The sequence below is a fragment of the Acidithiobacillus caldus ATCC 51756 genome, assembly GCF_000175575.2.
Taxonomy (GTDB): Bacteria; Pseudomonadota; Gammaproteobacteria; order Acidithiobacillales; family Acidithiobacillaceae; genus Acidithiobacillus_A; species Acidithiobacillus_A caldus.
This window is the reverse complement of sequence record NZ_CP005986.1, coordinates 1038556-1052526: the sequence shown is the minus strand read 5'-3', so window position 1 is coordinate 1052526 and position 13971 is coordinate 1038556. Positions and strand designations below refer to the sequence as shown.

Sequence of the window (13971 nt, the reverse complement as noted above, 5' to 3'; positions counted from 1 at the left end):
TGCGCAAGGGCAGTAATCTACCAGCAGCACTGCGGAGGGTCAATCGCCCGACGAATCTTCCGGTGGTCCAGACCCCGTGGCTTGCCCAGCCCCTCGGCTGGACTTGAGCGCGCGCTTTTGGTGACAATGAAGGTCGGCCAAGACGCTGGGCGGCGTTCTGCGCGAGCAGGGGAGTGGCAACGGGAACGATGGCGACACGAAAGCACGATAGCCTCGGACGGGCGCGACTGGGACTACTGCTCCTGTTACTGGGGTTTTCGGCGACGGCCAGCGCTGACGATCGTCTGCATTTTCGGGTGATCGGGGTCGATGCGCACCTGCGCGAGTTGCTCAACAAGGCGCTCCCCGCCATCCCCTACGACGGCAAGGGCGCACGCCGCGAAGAGTTGCTGCTTTCCGAAGATCTGCGCCTGAAGTCGGCCCTCGAGGCCTATGGGTATTACGCCGCCACCTGGACCCGCAGGGAAATAGCGCTGGAGGGGGATTCCTATGAGGTGGTCTACGACGTCCACGCCGGCCGCCCCATCGTTCTGCGTGACATCGACCTTCGTCTACAGGGTCCAGCCGCAGAAGACCCGGCTTTCAAAAAGCGCTGGAACGAGTTCCCGCTCAAGCGAGGCGCGGTGCTCGATCAAGTCCTCTACGAGGAATGGAAAGATAAATCGCTGGAACTGCTCCACGCCCGCGGTTATGTCCAAGCACAATATCAGCGTCACGAAATTCTGATGGACCGCGATGCCTATTGGGCCGATATCTACCTCTGGCTCAATAGCGGGGAGCGCTTCAAGGTGGGCGATATCCGCATAGAAGGAGCCGATCGTTATCCACGCTGGTTCATCACCCGTTATCTGAGTATTGCCCCGGGGGACTGGTATTCGCCCGAGGCCTTGGCCGTGTCCCAAAGCAATCTGCGCAATGCCGACCGCTTCTCGGCGGTATCGGTAACCGGCCTGACCAAGGAGGCGGCCAACGGCAAGGTCCCCATTGCCGTGCGCCTGAAGAGCCTTCCTGCCCAGCATTTCAAGGTGGGGGTCGGCTACAGCACCGATATCGGCGTCAATGGGGTGCTGGGCTACGACAACTACGATATGTTCGATGCCGCCCAGCACCTCAAGATCGACGCCACGGTAGCACAGAAAACCCGCAACATCGGCTTTGCCTATACTTGGCCTGTGGGCAAAACGCTGGGATCGGAATACCTCGCCAATGCCGCCTTTCAAAATGAGGTGCTCAATGTCTACACCAACAATGCCCTGACGGCAAACATTGGTCGGCAATGGACGATCGGCCACGGCGCCAACCCCAACCGCACGGAAACCGTGCGTATCCTGATGAATCTGGAACAGGCCAACTATACCGTTGCCAGCCAGTCCAACAACTCACATTACATCTATCCCTCCATCAATTTCGCCCTGAGCGACTACGACAATATCCTTCGTCCCATTTCCGGTTATTCCCTCACGGCGACAGTAGAGGGCAGCAGCAAGGTTCTGGGAAGTACCACCAATTTTCTGCGCTTTTCTGCGCGTGGACGATGGGATACCCGTCTGGCTCCCCTGTGGGCCGCCGGGCTGCGTGCCCGTATCGGGGCCTTGCAGGTCTCCGGACCCATTGGCGATCTGCCCCCCAACCTCCGCTTCTTTGCCGGCGGACAGGACAGTCTGCCGGGCTACGCCTACCTTTCGCAGGGACCCCGCGCCGGCAACGGTCAGGTGGAGGGTGGTCGTTATCTCGCTGTGGTGGGCGCGAATCTGCAGCGCTTCATTACCAAGGACATCGCCATCATTGCCTTTTACGATGCCGGCAACGCCTTTGACAGCCCCGCGGATTTTCGGGTACTCCAGGATGTCGGTCTGGGAGTACGCTGGTTTTCTCCCGTTGGCCCCATCCGCCTGGAACTGGCCCACCCTCTGGTCAACCCCAAGGCGCCCGCCGTACGCATCGCCTTTTCCGTGGGGTTCGGACTCTGATGCGGGCACGCCTGCTCCAGTGGCTGCTCGCGGGATTCCTGCTCCCTCTGGCGACCCTCCTGGCACTCCTGTTCTGGCTCTTGTTCACACCGAGTGGTGCCCGTTGGGCCTTGCAGCAGGTCCCGGGGTTACACTACAGCAGCCTGCGGGGGACCCTCATGACGGGCCTCGACGCCCACGATCTGCGCTACGCGAGCGCGAATCTGCACATCGCCGCCAAGCGTCTGTCCTGGCGCGGTCACCCCATGGATCTGCTGACCGGGGAGTTGCGCCTTTCCCACCTGCGGCTGGAGACCGCGCAGGTGGAACTCCCACCACCAGCGGCGAGTAACACTGCGCTGCGCCTCGACTGGCCCGTCCTGCCGCTGTGGACCAGGCTCTTTACCCTGTCCCTCCCCGATGCCGCCATTCATCAGCTCAGCGTGATCCAGGGCAGTGCCGCCCCCTTTCGGCTGGATTCCGCCTCCTGGCGTGAATTGCGCTGGGATCACGGCTGGCTGCTGGCGGACAAACTCGCCGCAACACTGCCCCAGGGACAGCTGCAAGCCGATGCCAGCGTCGGCATCTGGGCGCGCCGGTTGTCCCTGATGGCGCATTTTTCTCCACCAGCTAGCCGCGCTGCCGGCACGACCGAAATCGTCCTGAAGACTCACTGGAAGTCCCAAGGCAGGCGCGGGATCGGTGGACCTCTAGAAGTCGCCTACCGCCGCGGCAAGCTTACGGAAAGCTTGACCAGCACGTTGCTCATGGCCCCCACGCGACTCGAACTCGGCCACATTCTGCTGCACACCCCCGCTCTGACCAGTCCTGTCCACGGCGAGCTGCGTGTGGACCTGCCGCAGACGCTGCACGGCGACTACCAGATTGCCGGGCAATTCACCGGAATTCGCCCGCCCCTGAAGGGAAAACCCCTGAAGGGTGCGGACGTTGCTCTCTCCCTGCACCTGCGTGGAACGCCGCAGCACTACGCAGGTAGCGTACAACTCATTGCCGCTCCCGGCATCGCCCGGTTGCAGACGGAGTTGCAGGGTACGGCGCAACAACTCGACGTGCGCTACAAGGGAGCGATTCTTGGCGGAACGCTCTTGCGAGCGCAGCTGCAGCTACAGTTCAAACCCCACCTGGCCCTGCACGGCGACCTGCGGCTGCAGGAATTACCCACGCAGCGCCTCGACCCCGCCCTCCCCGGCCAGATCTCCGCCGAGCTCCACGTGGATGCGGTGAAGGCAAAAGCGGGCTGGCAGGGACAGAGCACGCTGCGGCTACTGCCCAGCCAGATTCATCGCCAGAGTCTCCAGGGACAGGCACGGGTGCAGTTCAGCGCCGCGGGCTTCGATCTCAGGGATGCCCGATTCTACGGCCCCGGAGTGAAACTCACCGGCTCTGGCAACCTGCAGCAAGGCCTGCGTCTTGCGGCTTACGTGCAACAGTGGCAGGGTCTTGTGCCGGGTGCGCGCGGACACAGCTCACTGCAGGCCACGCTCGCCCGGACGGGCAAGGCCTGGCATGGCTCGGTCCAGCTGCTTGCCGAAGATCTGCATTACCGCAGCGAATCCCTGCGTCGGGCGCAGCTGCATGCCACGCTATCGCCAGCCCAGATCCTCTCTGCCGACGCGCAGGTCGAAGATCTGTACATTGGTAAAAGGCAGGTGGATCTGGAGCTTGCGGCGACGGGGCCCCTCCAGGCATTGCACACCGAATTGAAAGCCCGCTCCGCCGGCAACCGCGTCGACCTTGCGGGTGAACTGCGAAAGACCCCAGCTTCCTGGCGGCTGCAGTTGCAGACACTGGCTCTGGACGGTCCCGAGATCGGTCCCTGGCGACTCGCCCAGCCAGCGCAAGTGCTCTGGCAGAACAGCGGTCAGGCGAGCATCCAGAATTTCCGCCTGAATGGGGCCCACGGCGCGCGCATCGACGCCGACGGCCAGTATTCCGGCCCCAAGGGACCGGCAAAGGTGGATCTGCGGCTGCACGAAATCCCTCTGGACTTTCACGACGACAGTATGAACGGCGGCGTGCGCGGGCGCTGGGATGCCGCATTGAAGGGACAATGCCAAGGCAGCTGCACATTGACGGCAGACTGGCGGGTGCAGGATACCGTGCTCCATTGGCACCAGGACCGCGTCGCCAAGTCTCTACCCATCCAGCGCTTCGTCGGCAAGTTGAGCTGGCAGACGGATGGACTCCAGCTGCAGAGCGACCTGGAGCTTGGTCACGGCTTCGGCAATATGCACCTGCACCTGGCAAGCCCCATGGTCCTGCGTTTACCTTTCACCTTGCAGAAACAGGCGCCGTTGCAGGGCACTCTGCGCACGGATCTCGCCGGCCCGCTCTTCGCCGCCCTCCCCCTGAAACCCCTGCAATTCAAGGACCAAGGCTCGGCGCACCTTGATCTCACCATCGGCGGCGAAGTAGCCAAGCCGCAGTGGAGTGGTAGCGGCAGGATCCGTGATCTCGCTTTCTACGCCCCCCAGGCCGGACTTTTCGTGCACAAGATCGCGGCAGATCTGCGCGGAAATGGCCAGGAACTGGTCATCGATGGACTTCAGGCGGATTCCGGCGACGGCCAGATAGAGGGTTCCGGCTCCGTACACTGGCAACCTGCCTTACATTTTCAGCTGGGTATTCGCGGTAACCGCTTCACGGCAGTGAACCTGCCGCAAGTGCAGGCAGCGGTGAGTCCGGATCTCACGGTACGCGGCGACAGCAAGCGTATCGATATCGCGGGCTCGGTGCACACCGACCGTCTCCGCATATTGGGCACGGATTTCGGCGGACCGCAGCCTTCCAGCGACGTGGTCTACGTCAAGAATGCCAAGAAGCCCAGTGTCGGGCCAGCGCTCTCGGCGGACATTCGCGTGTCCCTGGGCCACGATGCCAAGGTGCTCATCGGTGGCCTGCGCGCGGGCCTTGCCGGCGACCTACAAGTGCGCATGGAAAACGGCGGGCCGCCGAGCATGGACGGAACCCTGCGCATGGTGGATGGCCACTACGACATCTACGGCAACTCCCTCACCTTCGAACGCGGCGCAATTCTCTTTCGTGGCCCGCCCAATGCCGCGACCCTGGATGTCCTGGCCGTGCGCACCATCAAGAATTCCAACAGCTTTGCCGTGGACAACCGACCCATTCAGGCCGGTGTCGAGGTCAATGGTACCCTCACCCATCCTCAGGTCAGCCTGTACTCCGACCCCAGCATGGCCCAGAGCGATATCCTCTCGTACCTGGTGCTGGGCACCCCCAGTACCGGTCTCCAGAGCCAGAACGCGCTGCTCTCCGCCGCTGCCGGCCAGCTCTTCTCGGCGGGCAGCTCTGCGCTTTTCGGTAACCACGGCAACGGCGGGCCGGGCGGCTTCGACTTCGGTGTCACCTCCAATGGCAGCAACACCCTGTCGGGCGCCATGGTCACCCTGGGTCGCTATATAACCCCCGACCTCTATCTGAGTGTGGGACAGTCCATCATCGGCCAGGGTACGGTAGCCCGCCTACGCTACCGTCTGACGCGCAACATCGAGCTGCAGACCGAAAGCGGCACCCAGAATGGCGCCAATATCTTCTACCGGATCGATTTCTAGTGGGTAGGGCAGCGTGCGTACCGACGATGTCGTGATCGTGGGCGCCGGCGTTATCGGTCTGGTCTCCGCCCTGTTTCTGGCGGAGTCGGGACTGGCTGTGCGCGTGCTGGAACGCGGGCAGATTGGACAGGAAGCATCCTGGGCTGGTGGGGGCATCTTGAGCCCGCTCCACCCCTGGCGCTACCTCCCTGAAGTGCGCCGTCTGGCGGCGGCGGGGATGGCGGCCTACCCCGAACTGGCCAGGAGCCTGCTGGAACACACCGGGATCGATCCCGAATGGCAGGCCAGCGGTCTGCTGATCCTGGAGTCCACGGATCATCCCTTCCCCACGGACCCCGTGGGCTTTGGCGCCGGCGAGGGGCAGACCTGGCACCTATGGGACGGTGTGACCGCCGCGGCCCAGTTTCCCGACTTTCGCCTGCGCCACGGACAACGGGCGCTGTGGTGCCCGGAAGTGGCGCAGGTCCGTAACCCCCGCCTGCTGAAGGCATTGCATCGGCGCTGCCAACAGCTCGGGGTGCGCTTCTTCCCGGGAACAGAAGTCCGCGCCTTTGTTCGCGACGACGCAGGCAAACTGCGTACCATCGTCACCGACCAGGGAGAGATTTCCTCTACCCGCGCCATCGTCACGGCGGGTGCCTGGAGCAGACAACTGCTTGTGGATGCCGGTCTTGAATTCCCCATCAAACCCATGCGTGGTCAGATGCTGCTTCTGCAGGGTGAACCGGGCGCCCTTCCCAGCCTGCTGCTGCACGGCCCGCATTATCTGGTGCAACGTCGCGATGGGCTGCTCCTGGTGGGCAGCAGCACGGAGGATGTGGGCTTCGACAAATCCAGCACCGTAGCCATTCGTGAGGAACTCCTGGCTTTTATCCACGAATTCTTTCCTCCCGCCCGAGACTACCCCGTGCTGCGCCAGTGGGCAGGACTACGGCCGGGGAGCCCGGAAAACCGCCCCTTCATCGGCGCCGTTTTCGACGGTTCTGGCCTCTATATCGCCAGTGGCCACTTCCGCTACGGTCTGACCATGGCGCCCGCCACCGCAAGCATTCTCCGGGAACAGATCCTCGGGGAACCGACCAGAGCACCTGCCGTGATGCCGTCCTAGGGACGGCGCCGTCACCACACCCGACAAAACTCCATTTCCGGCAAAGGTTGATCGTCCGTTCGGCATCGTCCGCCTCGCCGTTGTCCAGAAACTGGGTACTCGCAGACTCCTCATCGCGCGCGATGCAAGCGCAGCGATCGCGAAGAAGTCATTCATCTTTCGCCGGAACATCCCAAAAATAATTATAGTATATTTCATAGTAGTTATTTATTAATTTGAAACCATCCTGAAAATAGTTTAGGTTTGAAAAAAAACAGGGAGCCCAACAATGAACCTAAAACGACGTACGTATCTGGCCATGGGGATCGGAGTATTGACCATGGGAGCGCAGGAAGTGCCCGCCGGCGATCTGGAGGAATCCACTCCCTTGGTCGTGGAAGTGCACGTGCAGAACCGCCCCAGTTCGACACCCGGAGGCCAGACCCTCCACCCGGAGCTTGCCACGGGCGGCAATACCCTCGACATCCTGAACCAACTGCCCGGTTTTGCTGCTCTGCGGGGCGGTGGTGCATCTGGCCTTCCGGTTCTCGACGGTTTTGCGGCCAGCGATATCGTCCAGAGTGTGGACGGTGTCCGCACACCCACGGCTTGCGCCAACGGCATGAATCCGCCACTGTCCTACGTATCCCCCAACCAGATTGGCCAGATTCACGTCTACCCGACCGTGGCACCCGTGAGCGTTGGCGGCAATGCCATGGGTGGCGCTATCGCGGTGGAAAGTCCGAAAGCGCTTTTCGCCAGCGGTCAAAATCCCGTCGTGGGTGGCCGCGTGGGGAGCTTTTATCAGAGCAACGGCAATATCCACGGTGGCTCCGCTGCCATCTACGCCGCCACCCGCACGACCTATGTACGCTACGATGGCGCGGTTTCCGCTGGATCCGATTACCGCGCTGCAGCTCCGTTCAAGCCAACGATTCCCGGTATTCCCGGGAACATCGTGGGATCGACACAGTACCTGAGCAGTAACCAAAGTCTACAATTAGCCCATAAAAGCGGCGCAAATTTTTTGGACCTGCACCTAAATTACCAATATATCCCCTATCAAGCCTTTCCCAACGCGCGCATGGACATGACCAAGAATGAGAGCGTCGGCATAAACCTGCACTTCACCCACGATTACGGTTGGGGCAAATGGTCCATCCGCGCCTACCAAGAGCACATCCTACATCGCATGAATTTCCTCGCCGATAAAATGATCGGTGCTAGCATGGATATGCCCATGCAGACCAATGCCGTGCACAATGGTCTGCGCTCGGAGCTGCGCCTGAACCTGGACCCGGAGGACACCCTGGAGGTGGGGGCAGGCTACGATCATGAGGACCTGGACGACCGCTGGCCACCCGCCCGCAACCTCACCTCCATGCCCATGGCGATGCAGTCCATGGGTCCGCTGACCTTTGTCAATCTGAACCACGCCCGGCAGGACGATTACCACGTCTATGCCCAATGGCACCGGGATTGGTCAGCCCATTGGAGCAGCCTGGTGGGACTGCGCGGCGACTTCGTCGAGCAAGGCACCGGCCCCGTGCAGGGCTACAACGCCATGATGTACGGAAATCCCGATCTGGCCACGTCCCAGCCCGGTGTATTCAACGCCGCCCATCGCCGGGAGCTTTTTGCACTGGGATCCCTGAGCTTCGTCACCGATTACCGGCCCAATGCGCAGTGGGAACTGGAATTGGGTCTATCGCGGCGCAGTCAGGCCCCTGGCCTTTACGAGCGCTATGCCTGGTCGAGCCAAGCTATGGCCATGCTCATGAACGGTTGGTTTGGCGATGGTAACGGCTACATCGGCAACCTCGCCTTACAGCCCCAAACCGCCAATACGGCCAGCCTGTCCCTGCAATGGCAGAGTGCGAACAAAGGCTGGGAACTACGTATTCAGCCCCACTACAGCTACATCGAGCACTACATTGGGGTACAGCGCTGTCCGGTTACCCTGGGTGGTGCCTGTACGCCAGCCAACCTCACAGCGACCAGCGGTTTTGTCTATCTGCAGTTCCAAAACCAGCGCGCCGCGCTCTATGGCGTCGATTTCCGTGCGAGGATGCCCGTTCTGCACCACAGCACCGCTGGGGATTGGGACCTGGAGACGGCAGGATCCTACACCCGGGGCGACAACCTTGCCCTGCACACACCTCTGTATGAGATTGCGCCGCCCACCCTGCGTCTGGCGCTGGTACAGCACTGGGGTGCCTTTACCAACCGCATGGAGGAAACCCTGGTGGCCGCCCAGAATCGAGTGGATCCCACCCGCAACGAACCACGGACAGGAGCCTATGCGCTGCTGGATCTGGCAACGGAATATGGCCGCGGCCCCTGGCAGGCGAGCCTGCGCCTGCAGAATCTGCTCAACCGCCTGTATTTTGATCCCTTGGGCAGTACCTATCTGGGACAGCGGCCCTTCATGGCCGGCACGCCCGTACCCGGGCCGGGGCGCTCGGTGCAATTGGCCGTCTCCTACACCTTCTAGGGCCGCTGCACGCGGGATGGGTGCGGCCACCAGGTGTACCCTCCCCCGTCGCGTCCTGCGTCCTGAGGAAGGTGACCTGCCCGCAGCCGTCGTCGCTTTCCCTTGATCTTTTCTGCGCGTCTCGTTAAGGTTGGCCTTACAATCGGTTTAAAAGTAAAGAGAGAACAGCTATGCAGAATCCAGCTACGAGCAAACAGCAGGTTCTTGAGGTGCTCCGCGACGCCGGGGTCAACCCCACCAGTCAGCGCGTCGAGATCGGCTTCGTGCTGTTCTCCGCCTGTGCTCACCTGTCCGCCGAAGAGATCATGCAACGCGTCAACGCGGATTACCCGGTAGTCTCCAAGGCTACGGTCTACAACACCTTGGGTATCTTCGCCGAACATGGGCTCGTACGTGAGGTCATCGTCGAACCGGGCAAGGTCTTTTATGACCCCAACGTCTCCCCGCATCACCACTTCTACTACGTGGACAGCGGCGAGTTGGTGGACATCCCGGCCCACGATCTACAGGTGCGCAGCCTCCCGGATCTCCCCGAGGACACCGAACTGCAGCAAGTGGACATCGTCATCCGTCTGCGGCGTAAGACGAACTCCAGCACCGTTGCGCGCGCCTGAAACCCCAGCGCACGCGCGTCGGTGCCCGCGGGCGCGCTCCTGGGGTGGCCGTGTTGATTTTTGCTGGCAGCCGTTTATAATTTCACGCCTCGGGTTGTTAGCTCAGTTGGTAGAGCAGCTGACTCTTAATCAGCGGGTCGTGGGTTCGATCCCCTCACAACCCACCAAATAAAACAGGCACTTAGGAATATCACCTAAGTGCCTTTTGCTTATCTGGCTCTAGTCTGGCTCTAGTTCTGCCAACGCCTCCCGCCAGATGCTGGCTACAATATTCCCATCTGGCTCTAGTTTTCGCGCGCTGGCGCTGTGGATGACATCATATGGCATAACATGACAAAAACTTTTCTAACCCTTGCTGGCTCTAGTTTCTGCACGAATTGGACACGTAATAGATCTCCATGGGATGGACCGAGCTATGGTCAAGATGGGTGTATCAGCATTTGCTAAGTAAGCGACCGCCAGACGGCGTTCTTTTCCTTGGTTTTGCCAATATCCTCAACGAGCTACCGAAGCGGCTCCAGGGGAGGGCCAAGGCCGCTTTGCAGGCCATCTGGATGGCCGATACCCGAGAAGCGGCGTAGAAGAGCTGGCAAGCCTTCGTGCGGGACTACCAGGCCAAATATCCCAGAGCGGTCGAAAAACTCGAGAAGGACCGGGACGTGCTGCTGACCTTCTTCGACTTCCCGGCAGAGCACTGGCGGCATATCCGCAGCAGCAACGCCATCGAATCGACCTTCGCCACCGTACGGCATCGCAGCAGCCGTACCAAGAACTGCGTCTCGCGCAACAGCTTCCTTGGCCTGAGCTACAAGCTCATCCAGCAGGCAGAGAGACACTGGCGCGGGATTCAGCATCCGGAAAGACTGCGCGAGCTCTTTGCCAGGGTGATATTTATCGATGGACTTCCTGCCAACGAAACCCGGCAGGATCCCCAACAGGACGCCGCCTGAATCGTGTTAGCAAATGCTCATACACCAATCTTGACCATAGCTCACCAACGGAACACCTGCTGTTCCGTTGGTTTGTGGGTTTGGGAATGGACGACGACGTCTGGGTGTCCACGGTCTTCAGCAAGCATCGGGATCGGCTGCTGGATAAAGGGACAGTGCGGGAATGCTTCCGCTCCGTGTTGGAACAGGCCCGCTATCGTGATCTGCTTTCCGAAGAGCATTTCTCCGTCGATGGCACCCTGCTGGAAGCTTGGGCTTCGCAGAAATCCTTCCAGCCGAAAGATCCTGAGGACCGTGAGGGCGATGGTTCCGATTTCCGCGGCCAGTCGCGCCGTAATACGACGCACGCCTCGGTGACCGACCCCGATGCTCGGCTCTACAAAAAGGCGCCCGGCGAAGCTTCCCGCTTGGCCTATCTTGGGCATGTGCTCATGGACAATCGCCAAGGACTCATTGCCGCAGAGCAGGTCACCAGCGCCGAAAGTCAGTTGGTTGCGTAACCAAGTCAGAGGGAGATGCTCATTTGATTGCTCCGATGGTAGAGTGCGGTGAAGTGGCCAGACCGACATCCTGCACGACCTGATACATGCTGCTCCCATATTCTGTAGGGCGGTAGATCTGAACATGGCCCAACATTCTGGCTTCACTTCGGAACTGGAGCCAGAGCTCTGAGTTTTTTGCCGCCGCCGATGCTGCCTACCGACCTGCCTCTGAGGTGCTGCGGGAATACATTGCCCAGCAGCGGGCTGAGCAAGGCTACCGGGATTACCTGCAGCAAAAGGTAGCTCGTGCCCGCCGTTCCGTCGAGCAAAGTGCAGGCCGCCTCAACGCTGAGGTAGCACCGCCAGTTCCTCTGCGGTAGCGGTGGCATGACAGAGTTGCTGGAAGTCTGATTGCCAACTATTGCCCTGGTTGACTAAACTAGACCAAGTTACGCTATCGGAGACCGCCACCGTGACCATTGTCAATATCCACGAAGCCAAAACCCAGCTCTCCCGCTATGTGGATCAGGCGGCGGCTGGGGAGGAAATCATCATTGCCCGCTCCGGCAAACCCGTAGCCCGGTTGGTGTCCCTTGCTACACCCACCAAGCCCCGCACGTTGGGCTTGGGTGCCGGACGTTTTCACCTACCCAAAGATTTGGACCAAATGGCTCAGGAAGAAATTCTGCGCATGTTTTCCGGATCTGCGGATTGATGCCCTCATCTCGTCTGCTGCTGGACACCAACGTCCTGCTAGCCAGCCTGCTGTCCCCAGACCGCCTACCCAAGACCACCCAGACCATCCTGACGGATCCCAACCACACGATACTTTTCAGTGCCGTCAGCCTCTGGGAGATTGCCATCAAATCTTCCCTCCGCCGCCCCGATTTTGACTTCGAGCCCCAAGATATTTATCAATTGGCTCAGGAAACGGGCTTTACGGAACTCCCCATGGAAAGCATCCACACCTTTCTTTTGGCCAGCCTTCCGTGGCACCACAAGGACCCCTTCGACCGGCTTCTGGTTGCCCAAGCCGTGACCCTGCCTTCCCGCTTACTCACCACGGACGCCGCCCTGGTTCCCTATTCCCCTCTCGTCGATTGCATCGCCTGGGAATCCTGACTATGGCCATCCACAACGAATTTGCCCTAGAAACCGAAATCTGCACGGACCTGGCATCTCGAGGCTGGCTCTACACGCCACCCCAAGGCAGCACCATCAGCCCCAACGATGCCCTTTATGATGGGGAGCACGCCCTTCTGGGGGAACCTCAAGAACGAAATGGTGCATCATCGCCCCTTTGCAACCCGTACAGAGGCCGAGGCGGCCATCCGGGAGTACATCGAGATTTTTTACAACCGCCAGCGTCGCCACTCACGGCTTGGTTACTTGGCGCCGGCTGTCTTCGCCCAGTCCTACTGGAGATCAGCCGCTTGAAACGATAGTGTCTATTATTGCCAGGACACCTCAGGACATCGCGTTCTGGATATCCTGGATGGCCGCGATGGTCTGGTCCAAATCTCCGCGGCTGTGGGCGCTACTCACAAAAAAGCGCAGTCGGGCTCGTTGCTCGGGGACGGCGGGGTATAGTATGGGCTGGACGTTAATGTTTCGCTCCAGAAGTTGCGCGGAGTAGCGCACGGCCTTGAGGGAGCTTCCTACGATCCACGGAATAACCGCATAGCCTACGGCGCTACCCGTATCGAGGCCCAATCTCTGCAGGCCCTCTCGAAAGTAGGCACCGTTGTCGTGGAGCACTCGGACCCGCTGCGGTTCACGGTGGAGTACAGCCATGGCGGCCTCCGCTGCGGCAGCTAGGGGCGGAGCGAGGCCGACACTATACAAAAACCCAGGAGCCAGATAGCGAATTTGCTCCACCAACGCCGCGCTTCCGGCAACGTAGCCTCCGCAGCTGGCTAAGGTCTTGCTCAGCGTTCCCATCCAGATGTCCACGTCGCGAGCATCGACGTGGAAATGCTCCGCCACGCCTCGGCCGGTTGCACCCAGCACCCCCAAACTGTGGGCCTCGTCCACCATGAGCCAAGAACGGTAACGAGTCTTGATCTCCAACAGACGTGGGAGATCTGGGTAATCCCCGTCCATGCTGTAGATCCCTTCGACGGCAATTATGCAGCGCTCCGCCTGGCGACGGTGGGTACGCAGCAGATGCTCCAGCTGTGCCAGATCGTTATGAGGAAAAGGCAGGCGCTGCGCGCCGGAAAGGCGAGCACCCACGACGATGCTGTTGTGCGCATATTCATCGTGGAGCAGTACATCCCGCGGGCCGAGCAGCTGGCCCAGAAGGCTTACATTGGTAGCGTGACCACTGACAAAGGCAACGGCATCCTCTACCCCGTAGTGCTCTGCCAGAGCCTTCTCGAGCCGACGGTGAAAGGGACGCTCGCCGGACACAATACGACTGGCCGATACCGTCGTGCCAAACTCCGCGACGGCGGCCTGAGCGGCGTTCATCACCGCCGGATGTCCGGCGAGATCCAGGTAGTTATAGCTCGCATAGTTGACGACCTCGCGCCCCTCGATGCGGCTATGCGCCCCGGCTATCCCATCGTGCACGCGAAAGAAAGGGCTCTGTACCCCCAGGAGACGTCCCCCCTCCCGCAGCCGCGCAACCTGCAGGTAACCCGGATGCTTGCGAAAGTCCACCAAGTCCTCGGCAATCCCCAGTGGATTATTATCGTTCTCCGGATCTTCGGGGGCTACCCGACCCTGGAGCAAGGCCTTGCCTCGCTGCAGGAGCGAGTGCTTCTCCTCGGAACTCAATCGCGATGAGGAAGCCAT

General features: G+C 60.9%; 8 protein-coding genes, 1 tRNA gene and 3 pseudogenes. 11 read left to right on the top strand and 1 reads right to left on the bottom strand.

Annotated features, from left to right (window positions below; genetic code table 11):
- Window positions 1-188: 188 nt before the first annotated feature.
- The 11 genes and pseudogenes from ACAty_RS05250 to ACAty_RS05200 all read left to right on the top strand — a co-directional run.
- Window positions 189-1970 (top strand): autotransporter assembly complex protein TamA, encoded by a 1782-nt coding sequence (locus tag ACAty_RS05250; protein WP_004871580.1) that lies wholly within the window; start codon window positions 189-191, stop codon window positions 1968-1970.
- A complete protein-coding gene (locus tag ACAty_RS05245; RefSeq protein WP_004871575.1) occupies window positions 1970-5545 on the top strand; it encodes a translocation/assembly module TamB domain-containing protein in 3576 nt (1191 codons plus the stop codon). Before ACAty_RS05250 ends, ACAty_RS05245 begins: the two co-directional genes overlap by 1 nt.
- Before the next feature lie 13 nt (window positions 5546-5558).
- Window positions 5559-6653: an NAD(P)/FAD-dependent oxidoreductase gene (locus tag ACAty_RS05240; RefSeq protein WP_004871574.1), complete on the top strand. Its 1095-nt coding sequence runs from the start codon at window positions 5559-5561 to the stop codon at window positions 6651-6653.
- A 268-nt stretch (window positions 6654-6921) separates the two neighbouring features.
- On the top strand, window positions 6922-9126 hold the full coding sequence (locus ACAty_RS05235) for a TonB-dependent receptor plug domain-containing protein (protein ID WP_004871572.1): 2205 nt from the start codon (window positions 6922-6924) through the stop codon (window positions 9124-9126).
- A 170-nt stretch (window positions 9127-9296) separates the two neighbouring features.
- Complete coding sequence (locus tag ACAty_RS05230; protein ID WP_004871570.1) at window positions 9297-9740, top strand: Fur family transcriptional regulator; 444 nt, start codon at window positions 9297-9299, stop codon at window positions 9738-9740.
- 91 nt (window positions 9741-9831) lie between these two features.
- Window positions 9832-9907: transfer RNA gene (locus ACAty_RS05225), tRNA-Lys, on the top strand.
- Window positions 9908-10225: 318 nt separating this feature from the next.
- A pseudogene (locus ACAty_RS05220) lies at window positions 10226-10690 on the top strand (transposase); the annotation flags it as partial.
- A gap of 53 nt (window positions 10691-10743) precedes the next feature.
- A pseudogene (locus tag ACAty_RS05215) lies at window positions 10744-11172 on the top strand (transposase); the annotation flags it as partial.
- Window positions 11173-11644: 472 nt separating this feature from the next.
- Entirely contained in the window at window positions 11645-11887 is a 243-nt protein-coding gene (locus ACAty_RS05210; protein ID WP_004871555.1) for a type II toxin-antitoxin system Phd/YefM family antitoxin, read from the top strand.
- The gene (locus ACAty_RS05205) at window positions 11887-12294 is read left to right on the top strand and encodes a type II toxin-antitoxin system VapC family toxin (protein WP_004871553.1); all 408 of its coding nucleotides are present in this window, start codon (window positions 11887-11889) and stop codon (window positions 12292-12294) included. The genes ACAty_RS05210 and ACAty_RS05205 overlap by 1 nt, the downstream gene beginning before the upstream one ends.
- Window positions 12295-12429: 135 nt before the next feature.
- A pseudogene (locus ACAty_RS05200) lies at window positions 12430-12609 on the top strand (IS3 family transposase); the annotation flags it as partial.
- A gap of 30 nt (window positions 12610-12639) precedes the next feature.
- Here the strand turns inward: ACAty_RS05200 and ACAty_RS05195 are convergent.
- A complete protein-coding gene (locus tag ACAty_RS05195; protein WP_004871549.1) occupies window positions 12640-13971 on the bottom strand; it encodes an aminotransferase class I/II-fold pyridoxal phosphate-dependent enzyme in 1332 nt (443 codons plus the stop codon).